We start from the raw sequence: 14,757 nt of genomic DNA, 5'->3' as shown, positions 1-14,757 counted from the left end.
AAACGGGCCCTCGCGCCGGTTCTACGACCGTAAACGCCGTGAGCGACTCATCCATACCCAAGCCCTTCTAGCCTTGGCCCGGCGCCTGGTCGACGTGTTGTGGGCGCTGCTGCGAGACGGGCGCGAATTCAGCCTCGACACACCGACTCCCGTCACTGCTGCGGCTTGACACGGTCATTGAGAGTCCTTTCATCGAGCGCGGCGGTCGTCGATGCCGCTGTCGACAACGACTCTGCTGACCCCGCCTTACGGTTTGTTTACGGTCGGTCCGCCGCCGTCGGACGGACAGGGTTCGAGGTTGCTTTCTACCGCACGAACGGCGTTTGGGCCCGTGCCTCGCGCAACGCGCGCGCCCACCACATGAGCTGGTCGAGCGCGGCGTCGAGGGCCTCGTCCAGTTCCGCGTCGCGGCGCGGCCAGCTGCCGTCGCCGGCGAAGCGCTGCCAGACCTTGGTGATGGTGACGGTGCGGCGAATGGGGACCGCGTTCAGTTCGCCGAACACGGGGCGCAACTGGGCGGCGGCGTGACCGCCGTCGGCGTCGCCGCCGTATCCGACCACCGTGACCGGTTTGGCGGCCCACTCCACGTCGAACCAGTCGACCGCATTCTTCACCGCGGCCGGAAAGCTCCGGTTGTACTCCGGAGTGACCAGGACGAACGCGTCCGCGGCGGCCAGGCGTGCACCGAGCGCGCGGGCCGCGGGCGGGAGCGGCTCGTCGGGATCGGGCAATCGATCGGGCAGCGCGGCCTCCGCGAGATCGATCCGGTCCAGTTCCATATCGCGGCGGCGGCCCAGCCGCCCGGCGAGCCAGTCCGCCACCGTGGGACCGAAACGACCCGCGCGGGTGCTGCCCACGATCAGCGCCACTCGCACCCGCCAGGGGCCGGTCATCGCGCGTCCCGTGGCGCCGCATCGGCTCCCGGCTCCGTCGGCCGGTCGGCGGCGGGCGCGTCACCCGGCGGCCGGGACTGTGCGTGCGCTCGGCGCCGCGCCGGGTGGTTCCCGCGCGATCCGTGCATGCCCGCAGGCGTCGCCTCGGTGGCACCCGCACCGCAGCCGGTTCGGAGTGCGGTAGTCGTGATCAGTCGCATGTCGGGCTCCTTTCCGCGAGTTCGGTATTCGGTGTCCTCACTGTGGGCGCCCCACCTTCCGATTTGTTTGCGGTCGCCTTCCGCCGCCGCTCGCATAGGCTGCCCCCATGCGTTTCGGGGTGCTCGGTCCGTTGACGGTCTGGACGGACGAAGGCGCCGTAGTGCCGATTCCGGGGGCCAAGGTGCGGGCGCTGCTGGCCGACCTGCTGGTCACGCCCGGCCAACCGGTGTCCGGCGACCGGCTGGTCGACGACATCTGGATCGAAGACCCGCCCGGCAATCCGGCGGGCACGCTGGCGGCGAAGGCCTCGCAGTTGCGCAGGGCGCTGGAAGACGCCGAACCCGGCGGCCGGGACCTGGTGGTGTCCCCGCCGCCCGGGTACCGGCTGGCCACCACCGACATCGACGCGCAGGACTTCCGCGCACTGGTGGCGTCCGCGCGGGCGACGACCGACACCGCCGAGCGGGTCCGTGCGCTCAGCGCGGCGGTCGCGCTCTGGCGCGGGCCCGCGTTCGCCGATTTCCGGGACGCGCCCTTCGCCGAACCCGCCATCGCGCAGCTCGAAGAGCAGCGCTTGGTGGCGGTGGAGGAGCTGGCGGAGGCGCGGCTGACGCTGGGCGAGTACCGCCGGGTGGCCGGCGAGCTCGCCGAATTCGTGTCGGCCCATCCGTTGCGCGAGCGGCTGCGCGCGGCGCACCTGCGCGCGTTGTACGGCGCGGGCAGGCAGGCCGAGGCGCTGGACGGTTACGAGGATCTGCGCAGGCACCTCGCCGACGAACTCGGCATCGACCCGAGCCCGGAACTGGTCGCGCTCCAGCGCGCGATCCTGGCACAGGATCTGCCGCTCGCCGCGCCGCCGCCGGAACTCGTGGTCGCCCGGCGGCGCAGCTCGAACATTCCGGCGCAGCGCACCGAACTGATCGGCCGGGAGACCGACCTCGCGCAGTTGTGCGATGCCGTCGAGAACGCGCGGCTGGTCACGCTCACCGGGCCCGGCGGCGTGGGCAAGACCCGCCTGTCGCTCGCGGCCGCGGCGGCGCTGTCCCAGCGATTCGGCAACGGGACCTGGCTGATGGAACTGGCCGCGCTGCAACCGACCGCTGCCGACGCCGCGACGTTCCTCGCCGACGCCGTGGCCGGTGTGCTCGGCATCCGCGCCGGCGACGGCGCCGACGTGACCGCGTCGCTGTGCGAAGCGCTGGCCGACCAGGAACTGCTGCTCGTCCTGGACAACTGCGAGCACGTGGTGGATCGCGCGGCGGATCTGGCCGAGCTGCTGCTCGGCGCGGCCCCCGCGTTGCGCATCCTGGCCACCAGCCGGGAACCGCTCCGGCTGCCCGGTGAGGACATCGTCGCGCTGCAACCCTTGGCGGTGCCCGCCAGGGACGCGGCGTTCGACGACATCGCCCGATCCGGGGCGGTGCGCCTCTTCGTGTCCAGAGCCCGCGCGGGCGCCCGCGATTTCGCGCTCGACGCCGACACCGCCGCGCCGGTCGCGACGCTGTGCCGCAGGCTCGACGGCATACCGCTCGCGCTGGAACTCGCCGCCACCCGGGTGCGCGCGCTGGGGGTGCACGAGATCGTCGCGCGGCTCGACGACCGATTCAAGCTGCTGGCCACCGGGCATCGCGGCGTGCCGCCGCGGCAGCAGACGCTGGCGGCGATGATCGACTGGAGCTGGGGACTGCTGGACGCGACCGAGCAGGCGGTGCTGCGCAGGCTCGCGGTGCACACGGGCGGCTGCACCATGGCGGCCGCGGAGGCGGTGTGCTCGGCGGGCGCAGCGCCCGCGGTGGACGCGTCGCTCGTCGCCGACATCGTCGGCAGGCTGGTCGACCGGTCGCTGGTGCACCCGGCGGGGCGGCGCTACCGCTTGCTGGAATCGGTGGCCGCGTTCAGTCTCGACCGACTGGCCGAGGCGGGCGAATGCGACGCGGTGCACCAGGCCCATCATCGGTATCACTTGGCGCTGGCCGAGCGTGCCGAGCCCGAGCTCTACGGCGCCGACCAGCGTCGCTGGCTGCGCAGGCTGGACGACGACTCGGCCAATCTGCGAGCGGCACTGGACGGTTTCGTGCGTGCGGGCGACGCGGACCCGGCCCTGCGGCTGGTGAACGCGCTCGCCTGGTACTGGCAGCTGCGCGGCAGGCCGACCGAGGCGCGGCGCTGGCTGGACGCCGCGCTGGCGCTCGGCGGAGCACCCCGGCACCGGGCGCGTGCGATGGCGTGGAGCGTCGGATTCGCTTTCCAGCAAGGAGATTTCGGCGACGGTGCCGCCAAACGTGCCGCCGTGTTCGATGTGTACGACACGATCGACGATCCGGCCGGACGGGCGCGTGCGGAACTCTTCCTCGGATTCTCCGCGCTGGAGTCCGGTGACGTGCACGAACTGGAAGCGCTGCTGCGCAAGGCGCTTCCGGTCTGTACGGACCTCGGCGACCGCTGGGGCGTGGCCTCCGCGCACGTGGCACTGGCCAAGGCGGCCCACAATCGGGTCGACCTCCCGGCGCTGGAGCGGCACGCGCGCACGGCCGCACGGCTGTTCGCCGAACTCGACGACCGCTGGGGCAGGCTCCAAGCCGCCGAATGGCTTGGCGGCCTTGCCGAACTCACCGGCGACCTGACCTCGGCCGCCGATATCCACGCCGAAGCGCTCGGCTTGGCGCAGGAGCTGGAGCTGTGGGGGCAGGCGTGCACCCATCTGTGCTGGCTGGGCTGGATCGCCATGCAGAACACCGACTTCGCCCGGGCACAGGCGCTCGGCGAACAGGCGCAGCGCATCGCGGCCGAGCACGGGTACGAGCCGGGCCGGTTGTTCGCCGCGCTCGTGCTCGCGTTCACCGCGCGCCGCGACGGCCGCACCGATGCCGCCGAGCGGATTCTGCGCGAACTACTCGCCCTCCCCCTGGCCGCGGGCGAGGAGACGCCGCTGTTCCTGCCGATGCTGCAGGTCGAGCTGGGTTACATCCTGGAACAGCGCGGCGAACCGAGCGCCGCCTTCGACCTCTATCTGACCGCGTTCGACGGCGCGCAACGCATCGGCGCACCGCGCGACACCGCCTTCGCCCTGGCCGCGCTCGCCTCGGCGCTGACCGAGCTGGGCCGGCCGGAGATCGCGGCGCAGTTGCTCGGCGCCGCGGCGGCGGTGCGCGAGGCCAACGGCATCGCGCTGCTCGCGGCCGAACGCCCCGACATCGAGCGTCCGGCGAAACGCGCCACCGTGGCGCTCGGCGAGCACGCCTTCACCGAGCGCCACGCCGCGGGAGCGCGGTCGACGCCACTCGAAGCGCGCGACCTGGCGGCCCGCGCGGTTCGCGTCAGCCGACGATCGAGTTCATGATCGTGCCCGCGCTGGTGGCCACCGCGCCACCGGCCATCGCGCTGGCGACCATCTTCGGCGACTGCAGGGTGCCGCCGTTCCATTTCTCCCACGCGAACCTGCCCCCGCCGTACGTGATCGCCGTGATGCCGGACAGCTGCACCAACCAGGTGAAGTAGCGGCCCATCTGCATCAGTTTGTCCGCCAGCGGCGGCTCTTCGGCGGTCGGATTTTCGAATTGCTGCGCGATCACGGTGTCGTGCAGCGCGGCGAGAATCATGCTCACGTTCGTGCTCCCTTTCGCATGCCGAGGTGATACCGGAGACAAATCGAGAGAAAGAGCTGCGCTACCGAGAAGTTCGGCGCGCTAACGGGCACTGCGACGCCCACGGCCGCCTGTCCGGCGGTGCCGCGTCGTGATCGTATATCGTTTGCCGGATGATTGCCGGAAAACGTGACAAGATCGATTAGACCGCACGCCGAAGGCGCGTTCCGCGCGACACACCGCGGTGCGCATGATTCAACTCACAGCCCTTCCCCGTGCCGGACAGGGCTGCGACCTCTAGGATTTCACTAGGTGCAGGGGCTGACATGATGTCGGTGCAGTGCGGCGCCGAACCTTCCGCTGAGATCACCGTGACCGCGGGGAGGGCACAATGCACACCGCTTTCTTGATTCCACTGCTCATCACACTGTTGATCGTCACGGCAACGGCCGTTGTGGCCGGTTACGCCACCGTCGTCGCAGCCTATTGGTTCGAGCTGCGCTCCACCGAAAGGCACGGCGGCCGTCCGAATATCTCGCCGCGCTGACTTTCGCCGGCGCGCCCGAACGGGCCGGAAGTCGCCCCGGCCCGTCCCTTTCCTCCGATTACGCTGTTACGCCGGACGCGGCGCGCACCGTCTCGCCGATCCACGGCACGACCGCGTCTCGTACCCGCACCGTCCGCGGCAGCAGGCCGTTGGCGGCCAGTAGATCGGCCGCGTGCTGCTGTTCGTCGAGAAAATCCTCCGAGACCGGTTCGACACCGAAGGGCCTGCCGCGCAGAGCGGCTTCCCATGCGTCCAGGCTCGCGGTTCCACCGCGGGCCACCACGTCGTCCACGAAGTACTGGGCGGCGGCGCGGGGATTCTCCTCGATCCACGCGTCCGACTGTTGCAGAGCCGTGATGATCGCCGTCAGCGCCGCACGGTTGCTCTCGGCGACGTCCCGGCGGGTGAACCATAGCGAGGGGTGGCTGAACAGCGATTCGGTGTCGACGAGCGTGCGCAGGTCGGCGGCCGCCTCGATCGCGGCCAGACCCGGATACGCGCCGACCCAGGCGTCGAGGTCGCCGCGCAGCAGTGCGGCGCCGCCGTCGTGCACGTCGGTGTCCACCGGCTCGATGTCCTTCCAGGCCAGACCCGCCCGGTCCAGCGCGAGCAACGCGAGGGTGGTCTGCCAGGAACCGTGGGCGATGCCGACCCGCTTGCCCTTCAGGTCCCGCACCGTCTCGATGCCGGAATCAGCCTTGGTGACCAGGCGGCCGTTCTCCACCCGCGGCCCGGAGACACCGACGTAGACGATGTCGCGGTCGTTGGCGAGCGCGGTCAGCGGCGGGGTGAAGCCGGTGCCGATGAAGTCGTAGCCGCCGTCGAACAGATGATCCGAATGCAGCGACGGCAGTCCGCTCTTCGGGTCCACCGGCGCCGGACGCGGTAGCTCGCGCAGGTCGACCCACTCCACGTCGGGCAGCAGGTTCTCCAGTATGCCGCGGTGGCGCAGGACGAACAGGGAGTTGTTGTGCGGGAAGTAGCCGACACGAATGGTCATGATCGTTCCTCGATCTCGATGTGCGGGGCGGGTCAGATCAGGCCGCGGCGGCGCGCCTCGTCGGCGAGACCGGTGCGGCTCCACTGCACCGCGAGGTTGGACGGATCGAATTCGACCGAGCCGCCGAGGGTTTCGGCGATCGCCTGATATTGCGCGCCCTCCTCCAGCAGCACGACGAACTTCGCCAACTCCAGCAGCCCCGATCGGCCGATGACGTTCGCGCCGCCGTTGGCCTCGAAGATCGCGACCAGATCCGGGTCGTCGGCCAGCTGGGACAGGATGAAATCGCCTGCGCCGACACTGCGGTCGATGTGCGGAGGGACAGCCCTGGACAGGGTGAGCCGCTGCACGGCCGCGTAGCGGATCGGCAGCGTGCGATGGGTCTGCGCCCACCCGCCCAGCCACGGCGTGTGGATGTGCACCACGGAGGTGATCTCCGGATGCGCGCGGAACACTTTCGCGTATCCGGTGACGAATCCGGCGGATCCCGTGCCGGACAGCACCTCGCCGTCGAAGGTGGCGATCACCGGCGCGACGGTGCGGTCGTCGGCCCACGGGCCCGGTTCGTTCAGCGCCACGGCGATCTCCTCGCCGGGCACACGCTCCACGAAATTGACGGTGCCGTTGCCGGAGACGGTGCCGGTCTCCCGGAACACCCGGAACGCCTTCTCGGCGTCGCGAGCGGCGGCGGCGACGAAGGCCGTGACCGATTCCGGCAGCCGGGTCTCGGTGGTTGTCATGGTCTCTCCTGAATCTATCGAGCGGGGGAAAGGGATGCCGCGGCGGCGGACGCGGTGAGCCGAGACCGGCCGAGGAGCGGGAGCACCTCTTCGCCGACGCGGTAGGCCTCCTCGAGGTGCGGGTTGCCCGCGAGGATGAACGCGTCGACGCCGAGGTCGATCAGCTCGTCGAGCCGCTGTGCCACCTGTTCGTAACTGCCGACCAGGCCGAACGCGGGACCGCCTCGGATCAGGCTGAATCCGCACCAGACATTGGGTTGTACCTCCAGGTCCCGGTACCCGGTGATGGTCTCCGGCACCCAGCCCTGGATGCGGGCGGCGCCGACCGAATCGCCCCTGGCGGCGCGCTCGGCCGCGCCGCGATCGACGAACGCCCAGCCTTTCTCGATCTCCGCCCAGGCCGCCTCCTCGGTGTGCCGGGCCAGGATGTCGATGCGGACGGCGAATTTCGGTGTGCGGCCGATGTTTTCCGCGTGCGCGCGCACGCCGTCGAATTTGGCGCGCAGGTCGGCGAACGGCTCCAACCAGGACAGGTAGTAGTCGGCGTGCTTGCCCGCGGCGTGCACCGCGGCCGCGGAGGACCCCGAGAAGTACACCTCGGGGAACGGCTGGCCTGCGATGCCAGGGGCGAGCGCCGCGCCCTCGGTCCGGAAGAACCGGCCGTCGTGGTCGTAGGGATCGCCGTCCCACACGCCACGCAGCACGTCGAGGAATTCGCTGGTGCGGGCGTAGCGGTCGTCGTGGGCGACCTTGTCGCCCCACCACAGCTGGGCGGGCCCGCCGCCGCCGCTGATGATGTTGTAGACCAACCGGCCGCCGGTCGCGCGCTGCAGGCTCGCCGACATCCGCGCCGCCTGCACCGGATGCAGGAAGCCGGGCTGGAAGGCGACCATGAACCGGTAGGTGGTGGTCTCCCTGGCCAGGGCCGCCGCGACCGCCCACGGGTCCTCGGTCACGGGGAACGACGGCAGCAGGCCGCCGAGGAAACCGGCCGATTCGGAGGCCTTCGCCACGGCCGCCATGTGGTCGATGTAGCCGTAGCCGTCGAGCGCGCCGCCGCGGATGGCGGGTGCGATATTGCCCGGTCCGTATCCGTTGGCGTGGCCGCGGTTGTAGCGGCGCGGCGTACGCAGCGACGCGTGGTCGCCCTCCATGCCGATGCGCCAGTAGATGTCGATGGTCATGCGGTTGCCTCCTGCGCGGTCAGCGTGCGGCCGACCGGGTCGGCGAGGAACAACAGGTGTTCGCCCACGCGGTGCAGTTCCTCGATGTGCGGGCGCCCCGACAGCACAATACTGTCGACGCCCGCTGCGATATAGGACGAAAGCTGTTGTGCCACAGCCTCATAACTGCCGACGAGGCCGATGTTCGCGGCGTATCCGAGCTCGGCGAATCCCGCCCAGCGGCCGTCGCCCAGATCGTGGCGCCGCGCGCCGGGACCGCCCGGGTGCACCTCGCGCCACTGACGTTCGACCCGCGCCCACGCCTCGTCGTCGGTTTCCCGTGCGATGACCGGCAGTTCCAGTCCCGCGCGCACCGTCCGTCCCGCCGCCCTCGCGCGTTCGCGCAGGGCGGTGATGGCGCCACTCACGCGCGCCGCGGTCTCGGTGAAGACGTGCACGTCCCCGTGTTCGGCCGACAGTTCGAGCGCCGCCGCGGAGTCACCGGACAGGTAGACCGTCGGGAACGGCAGCCCGGAAAGGATGCCGCGGAAGCCGCCGTCGATCACGTCGTAATACGTGCCTTCGTAGTGGAATCCGGTACCGGCGAATCCGGCCGAGGGCACCGGGGCGTCGTTCCACACGCCCCGGGCGACGGTCAGGAACTCCGCGGCCCTCGCGTAGCGGTCGTCCCCGGTGACGCGATCGCCGCGTGCCCGCGCGTCGGCGGGATCGATGTCCAGGGCCGGCCGCCAGGCCAGACGGCCACCCGAGAGGCGTTGCAGGGTGGCCGACATCTTCGCGGCGTAGACCGGAGTGCCGAAGGCGGGCTGGAATTCGACGACGACGCGCGAGTGCCGGGTGCCGCGCAGCGCGCCGCCCGCCACGATCCACGATTCCTCGCCGTGCGGGTCGTAGGGCGCGAGCACACCGTCCAGCCCGGCCAGTTCGGCGGCGTCGATGATCTGGGCGAGGTCGTCGAACGGACCGAAGCGTCCCGGTCGCGGATCGGTCGCGGGAGTCACCGGCGCCGGTCCGCCGAATCCGCCGCGGTTGCGTTGTTCGGGGCGGGCGTGGCGGCCGTCTCCGCGGGAAGGCAGGCGCCACAGGAACTCTGTCATGCGGGGACCTTCCCGGACGCGACGAGCTCGCTGGCACGGGCCAGCGGTTCATGCGCGACCCAGGAATCCAGGTCGAAATCGGCGGCGAGGAAGCCGTGCGTGTAGAGGAATTGCTTCTGCACGCCGATCAGTTCGATCCGCTCGTCCGACAGTGAGGGATGCAGATCCCGGTGGAAGTCCTCGCCGTACGCCGCGACGACCCCCTCCGGGCCGGACAGCGTTTCCCGCTGGAGCACGTCCCGCACTCCCGGCAGATTGCCCGCCGCCCAGTCCGCCGCGCGCAGGCTTTGCGCGAGGAACTCGACGACCACCTCCGGACGCGCCTGGAGCAGATCCTCGTGCACGGTGATGGGGCGCGGCGTGCCGTTGTTCACCCGGAAGCGTTTCGCCTCGGTGGCGTCCAGATCCACCGCGACGCGCAGGCCGTGCTCCCGCGCTACCTCCTGCGCGCGGGCGCCCTTGACGTAGATGGCGTCCACCTCGCCGCGCAGCAGCTCCTCGACACCCCAGGTGACCACGCGGCGGCTGGCTTGTACCTCCGCGCGCACCTGCGGATTCCGCTCGACGCCGACCTCGACCACACGGACATCGGCGAGGGTGTGTCCACCGAGTCGCAGGGCGTTCGCGAAACCGTGCAGCGCCATCGCGCGGGGGAAGCTGCGCGGCTGGTCCTGCGCCCAAGCCGGGACGCCGATGCGCAGACCGGCCAGCTCGGCGGGGCCGGCGACGGTGGATTCCGGACCGACCAGAATGGCTTGCGCCTCGTCGATCCAGGTCAGCCCGATCAATCTGGTCGGCGAGCCCTGGGCGCGCGCCGCCAGCGCCGGAACATTGCCGCCCTCGCGGATCAGCCCGGACAGGTCGTGCAGGAAATGGTGGCCCGCCAGCTCCGGGCCCGCGTCCTGGAGGACGCCGAACTCCAGCCCGGCCCGTGCGGCGGCGTCGCCGAGCCAGCCGAGGCTGTGCGCGAGCCCGCTCGCGGTGGGCACCGGGCAGCGGGTGTACCAGAGGGTGTCGGTCATGAGGCACTCCTTGGAGCGGACGTGGTGCGACCCACGCCGAGCTGACTGAGGAAAAGGGATTGGTAACGCAGGGTTTCGGGGTCGGAGCGGTCGCGCGGACGGGTCACGTCGATGCCGACGTCCACGGCGAAGCGCCCTTCGTCCAGGATCAGCACGCGGTCGGCCAGGCGGATCGCCTCGTCGACGTCGTGGGTCACCATGAGCACCGCCGGGCGGTGCCGGGCCACCAGATCGCCCACCAGATCCTGCATCTGCAGGCGGGTCAGCGCGTCCAGCGCGGCGAACGGCTCGTCGAGCAGCAGCAGTTCCGGTTCGCGGACGAGGGCACGGGCCAGCGCCGCGCGCTGCGCCTCGCCACCGGAGAGCGTGGCGGGCCATTGCCCGGCTTTGCCATCGAGGTTGACCTCGGCCAGCGCCCGCAATCCGGCTTCGCGGTTGCGCCGGGAGCGGCGCTGTCCGACGATCACGTTCGCCAGCACCCGTTTCGAGGGAATCAGCCGCGGCTCCTGGTAGACGGTGGTGCGCCGCGCGGGGACGAGCACCTCCCCCGCGTCCGGCGCCTCCAGCCCGGTGAGCAGGCGCAGCAGCGTGGTCTTGCCGGTGCCGCTCGGCCCGAGCAGGACGACGAACTCGCCGCGCCGGATGGTCAGATCCACACCGTCGAGCACGGTCTTGGCGCCGAACGACTTGCGCAGGCCGCTGATCGACACGGCGACCGGCTCGCCTGCCCCGGGCGCCGCGGTCACCTCCGCCCCTGGTTCGGTGACGGCGGTCATCGCATCGCCACCTGTCCGCGCCAGGGCATCGCGAAGCGCTCCGCCACCCGCACCAGCCCGTCGAAGACCAAGCCGAGCAGCGCGTACAACACCACGCACAGCACCATGTAGTCGGTGCGGTTGTACTCCTGCGCCAAGGTGACGAGGTAGCCGACGCCCTCCTTGGTGCCGACCTGCTCGGCCGCGATGAGACCGGTGATGCTGATGGACAGGCACACGCGCAGCGCCATCAGCACGCCGGGCAGGGCGGAAGGGAGGATGACCTCCCAGACCAGCCGCGGACCGGTGAGCCCGAAACTCCGGGCGGCCTCGACCATCTTGCGGTCGACGTTGCGCACGCCGAGATAGGTGTAGGCGTACATGGGCGCCACCGTCGCGACGGCGATGAGCAGCACCTTGTACAGCTCGTCGATGCCGAACCATGCGATGAACAGCGGCACCAGCGCCAGGAACGGCACGGCGCGCAGGATCTGCATGGTCGAATCGACCAGTTCCTCACCGAGGCTGGACAGTCCGGAGACCAGACCCAGCAGCAGCCCGATGGCCACTCCGATCCCGACGCCGAAGGCGGCGCGGGTGAACGACGCGACCGCGAAGTCCAGCAGCTGGCCGGTGCCGAGCAACTCGGTGAACGCCGTCCACACCGCGGGCGGTCCCGCCAGTACGCGCTCGGAGAGCGCTCCACTCGCGGAACCGGCCCACCAGCCCAGCACGATCAGTGCCGGGAGCAGGAACCGCAGCGGCACGGAAAACCATGCGGGCCTGCGCTTTCCGACGCGCGTACGGGGCGGGGCGAGTTCGCTTGGCCCGAGCCCGGCCGCTACGACGACCGCCATCTCAGCTGCCCGCCTTCACCGATGCCAGCTGCTCCGGCGTCAGCTTCGACCTCAGGTCGTAGAAGATGTCGGCGGCGGTGATCTTGCGGGTGATGACGCCGTTGTCGAAGAAGGTGTTCACCACGTCGGCCAGCGCGGTGGCGTCGGCTTCGTTCGGCAGGTGCGGCACCGTGGCCTCGGCTCCCACCCGGTAGGCGTCCGACAGCCGCTGACCCGACAGGGCGCGCGGCCCGGTCTTCTCGAAGACGTTCTCGAAGTCCGCGGGGTTGGCGCGCTGCTTCGCCGTGAGGTCCTGCAGCACTTCGAGATACTTCGCCGCGACGTCGGGACGCTGATCGAGCACCTCGGTGCGGAACACGACGACCGAGTTGTCGTTGGACCCGATGCTCTTCTCCGTGGCGATCTCCACGCCGCCGTTGGCCTTGGCCTCCTGGTAGGGCACCAGGAACGAGGCCCAGCCGTCCACCTTGCCGGTCGCGAACGCCGAGGCGGCGTCCTTCTGCTGCAACGGAACCCTGGTCACCTTGTCGGCCGGGACGCCCGCCTGCGCGAGCGCCTTGAGCAGGATGTATTCGCCCTTGGCCGCGGGGTTCACCGCGACGCGCCTGCCTGCCAGTTCCGCGACCGAGTGCACGCCCGATTCCGGCGTGACGATGATGCCGCTCTGATCCTTGCCCGCGGGATCCTGTACCGCGACGATCCGCACGCCGACATCCTTGGACAGCGCGCCGACCACGGGGCTGAACGCCGCGCCGGAGACGTCGAGTTCCTTGGTGTTGAACAACTTCAGGTTGGAGCTGAAGCCGGGGGTGATGCTGACCCACTCGATCTTCGCGCCGAGCGGCGCCAGCGCGGCGTCGAAGGTGCCGTCGCGCTTACCGACCGCCAGCGGCCCGGAGTTCCCCGGGTCGGCGACCTTGAGCACGAAGGAAACGCCTGCGCCGGTGTCGCTGTCGGTGTCCGAACCACACGCGGCGACGAGCGCGACTAGGGGAACGATCGCCAGCGCGATGCGCATGAGGGCTTGCCGCCACATCGTGAGGACTCCTTGTCCGATTCGTCGATCAATGCCCTCGCAGAGTAAGGACGGCAACGCGTGGTCACGAGGTAATGCTTTCCGTAGATCGGAAAGCTTGACATATCGAGCTCTTTGGACTGCCCGCGTTGACGCGGCCGAGAATGCGAATCCGACTGCGCCATCGCCGGTAGGGACATGCCGCCTGCGGCAGGGTTTTCCAAATAACGGAAAGCGCAAACTCTCTGGTCCGCGATCCTGTGTTACCGTCACATGCGTGGAACCCTCCGGCGTGCAGACCGTCACCCGCGCCCTCTCCGTCCTGGACTGCTTCCGCGACGGCCGGGAGCGCGGAGTCTCGGAGGTGGCGCGGCAACAAGGTCTGGCGGTCAGCACCACACACCGACTGCTGACCACGCTGGTGCAGGCGGGTTTCCTGGAGAAGAACGCCGAATCCAGCCGGTACCGCATGGGCGGCGCGCTGGCCGAGTGGGGGCAGATCGCCTACCGGCAGCACCGGATCTACCTCGCCGAACCGTGTCTGGAACAGCTCGCGGGCACCACCGGAGCCAGCTGCTCGGTCGCCACCCGCCACGGCATCCACGCCGTGCTGCTCGGCACCAGCCGGTGGCGAGAGACCGACGGGCACGAACTGCAGGGCGTTCGGCTGCCCCTGCACGCGAGCGCGCTCGGCAAGGCCCTGCTCGCCTGGTCCGGGGCCACCGACGAGCAATTGCGCGAACTCCCCTACGACGAGGGAACCGAACGCTCGGTGTCCGGCCCCGGCGAGTTGCGCGCCGAGTTGGTCATCACACGGGAGCGCGGATACGCCTACAACGACGAGGAACTCGACCCCGGCTTCCGCACCATCGGACTGCCCATCCTCGATCCGGCGGGCCGCTGCCGGTTCGCACTCGGTCTGCGCGGCCCCACGACGCTGATGATTCCCGAACGGGTGCCGTTCTTCGTCGAACTCGCGAAGGTCACCGCGCAGGACATCTCGGCCAGGTTCGCCGCCGCCGGCTGACTCTCCCGAGAAACGGACCAATCGGCCGAATCACCGCTTATTGTGGATGCGTCATCTTATTCTTGACGCGTAATTCGTAGCGAGAGGTCGCCTTTGGAGGCGACAGCGGTGTGGCGCCTCCGCCGGTCCGGCGCCGCCCGGGAAGGAGTCGCCATGCCGGACGGTCACGCGCAAGTGCGCGCCGGATCGTCGACCAAGCTCGATACCAGCCTCCCCCACGAGGCACGGGTCTACGACTACTGGCTCGGCGGCAAGGACAACTATCCCGCCGACCGCGCTCTCGGCGACACGGTCGCCATGCACATCCCCGGCATCCGCGACATGGCCCGCGCCAATCGCGCGTTCCTCGGCCGGGCCGTGCGCCATCTGGTCCGCGAGGCGGGCATCGATCAGTTCCTCGACATCGGCACCGGCCTCCCTTCGGCGGGCAACACGCACGAGGTGGCCCAGCGCGTCGATCCCGCCGCCCGCGTGGTCTACGTCGACAACGATCCGCTCGTGCTCGCCCACGCCAGAGCCCTGATGGTGGGCACACCGCAGGGCAGGGTCGCCTTCCTCGACGCCGACCTGCGCGATCCGGGCGCCATCCTGGACGCACCGGCCTTGGCCGACACCTTCGATCCGGACCGGCCCATCGCGATCTTGTTGGTCGCGGTCATGATGTTCTTCCGCGACAGCGACGACCCGTACGGCGTCGTCGCCCGGCTGCTGGAGGCGGCCCCCTCCGGCAGCTACCTGGTGCTCAGCCACTTCACCGGCGATTTCGACCCGCGACCCATGGCGCGCGCGACGGCCGCCGCCGAGCAAGCCGGCATCGCCTTCCAGCCCCGCAGCC

14 protein-coding genes are annotated in these 14,757 nt (G+C 70.5%); 4 read left to right on the top strand and 10 right to left on the bottom strand.

What is annotated here, in order from left to right; translation table 11 throughout:
* Window positions 1-305: 305 nt before the first annotated feature.
* Window positions 306-893 (bottom strand): NADPH-dependent FMN reductase, encoded by a 588-nt coding sequence (locus ON21_RS06415; RefSeq protein WP_039796440.1) that lies wholly within the window; start codon window positions 891-893, stop codon window positions 306-308.
* 307 nt (window positions 894-1,200) lie between these two features.
* Between ON21_RS06415 and ON21_RS06410 the strand changes: the two genes are divergently transcribed.
* Window positions 1,201-4,434, top strand: a complete 3,234-nt coding sequence (locus tag ON21_RS06410) for an AfsR/SARP family transcriptional regulator (protein ID WP_039796439.1) — start codon at window positions 1,201-1,203, stop codon at window positions 4,432-4,434.
* On the opposite strand, the gene ON21_RS06405 is transcribed toward ON21_RS06410, so the two are convergent.
* Entirely contained in the window at window positions 4,412-4,693 is a 282-nt protein-coding gene (locus tag ON21_RS06405) for a hypothetical protein (protein WP_039796438.1), read from the bottom strand. The two genes, ON21_RS06410 and ON21_RS06405, sit on opposite strands and share 23 nt — an antisense overlap.
* Window positions 4,694-5,069: 376 nt before the next feature.
* Here ON21_RS06405 and ON21_RS38200 point away from each other — a divergent pair, with 376 nt between their 5' ends.
* Window positions 5,070-5,225, top strand: a complete 156-nt coding sequence (locus ON21_RS38200; protein ID WP_157114065.1) for a hypothetical protein — start codon at window positions 5,070-5,072, stop codon at window positions 5,223-5,225.
* 58 nt (window positions 5,226-5,283) lie between these two features.
* On the opposite strand, the gene ON21_RS06400 is transcribed toward ON21_RS38200, so the two are convergent.
* Genes ON21_RS06400 through ON21_RS06365 form a run of 8 tightly spaced genes read right to left on the bottom strand, consistent with a single transcriptional unit; the run spans window position 5,284 to window position 12,916 of the window.
* Complete coding sequence (locus ON21_RS06400) at window positions 5,284-6,225, bottom strand: ABC transporter substrate-binding protein (RefSeq protein ID WP_039796437.1); 942 nt, start codon at window positions 6,223-6,225, stop codon at window positions 5,284-5,286.
* Between the two features lie 32 nt (window positions 6,226-6,257).
* A complete protein-coding gene (locus ON21_RS06395) occupies window positions 6,258-6,965 on the bottom strand; it encodes a class II aldolase/adducin family protein (RefSeq protein ID WP_039796436.1) in 708 nt (235 codons plus the stop codon).
* Between the two features lie 14 nt (window positions 6,966-6,979).
* Entirely contained in the window at window positions 6,980-8,149 is a 1,170-nt protein-coding gene (locus ON21_RS06390; protein WP_039796435.1) for an LLM class flavin-dependent oxidoreductase, read from the bottom strand.
* Window positions 8,146-9,246: an LLM class flavin-dependent oxidoreductase gene (locus tag ON21_RS06385; protein WP_039796434.1), complete on the bottom strand. Its 1,101-nt coding sequence runs from the start codon at window positions 9,244-9,246 to the stop codon at window positions 8,146-8,148. The genes ON21_RS06390 and ON21_RS06385 overlap by 4 nt, the downstream gene beginning before the upstream one ends.
* Window positions 9,243-10,268, bottom strand: a complete 1,026-nt coding sequence (locus tag ON21_RS06380; protein WP_039796433.1) for an ABC transporter substrate-binding protein — start codon at window positions 10,266-10,268, stop codon at window positions 9,243-9,245. The genes ON21_RS06385 and ON21_RS06380 overlap by 4 nt, the downstream gene beginning before the upstream one ends.
* Window positions 10,265-11,044, bottom strand: a complete 780-nt coding sequence (locus tag ON21_RS06375; RefSeq protein ID WP_039796432.1) for an ABC transporter ATP-binding protein — start codon at window positions 11,042-11,044, stop codon at window positions 10,265-10,267. The genes ON21_RS06380 and ON21_RS06375 overlap by 4 nt, the downstream gene beginning before the upstream one ends.
* Window positions 11,041-11,880 (bottom strand): ABC transporter permease, encoded by an 840-nt coding sequence (locus tag ON21_RS06370; protein WP_039796431.1) that lies wholly within the window; start codon window positions 11,878-11,880, stop codon window positions 11,041-11,043. Before ON21_RS06370 ends, ON21_RS06375 begins: the two co-directional genes overlap by 4 nt.
* Window position 11,881: 1 nt before the next feature.
* Window positions 11,882-12,916 carry an NrtA/SsuA/CpmA family ABC transporter substrate-binding protein gene (locus tag ON21_RS06365; RefSeq protein ID WP_039796430.1) on the bottom strand — a complete coding sequence of 345 codons (1,035 nt, stop codon included), beginning with the start codon at window positions 12,914-12,916 and terminating at the stop codon, window positions 11,882-11,884.
* A gap of 256 nt (window positions 12,917-13,172) precedes the next feature.
* Here ON21_RS06365 and ON21_RS06360 point away from each other — a divergent pair, with 256 nt between their 5' ends.
* Together ON21_RS06360 and ON21_RS06355 are read left to right on the top strand one after the other, a co-directional pair.
* Complete coding sequence (locus ON21_RS06360) at window positions 13,173-13,922, top strand: IclR family transcriptional regulator (RefSeq protein ID WP_039796429.1); 750 nt, start codon at window positions 13,173-13,175, stop codon at window positions 13,920-13,922.
* A 153-nt stretch (window positions 13,923-14,075) separates the two neighbouring features.
* The coding region (locus ON21_RS06355) for an SAM-dependent methyltransferase (protein WP_083880431.1) at window positions 14,076-14,757 on the top strand (682 nt) is incomplete at its 3' end.

This window comes from Nocardia araoensis NBRC 100135, from assembly GCF_000308435.1.
GTDB lineage: Bacteria > Actinomycetota > Actinomycetes > Mycobacteriales > Mycobacteriaceae > Nocardia > Nocardia araoensis.
Note: the sequence above shows the minus strand (reverse complement) of the source record. Positions and strands in the feature narration are given on the sequence as shown.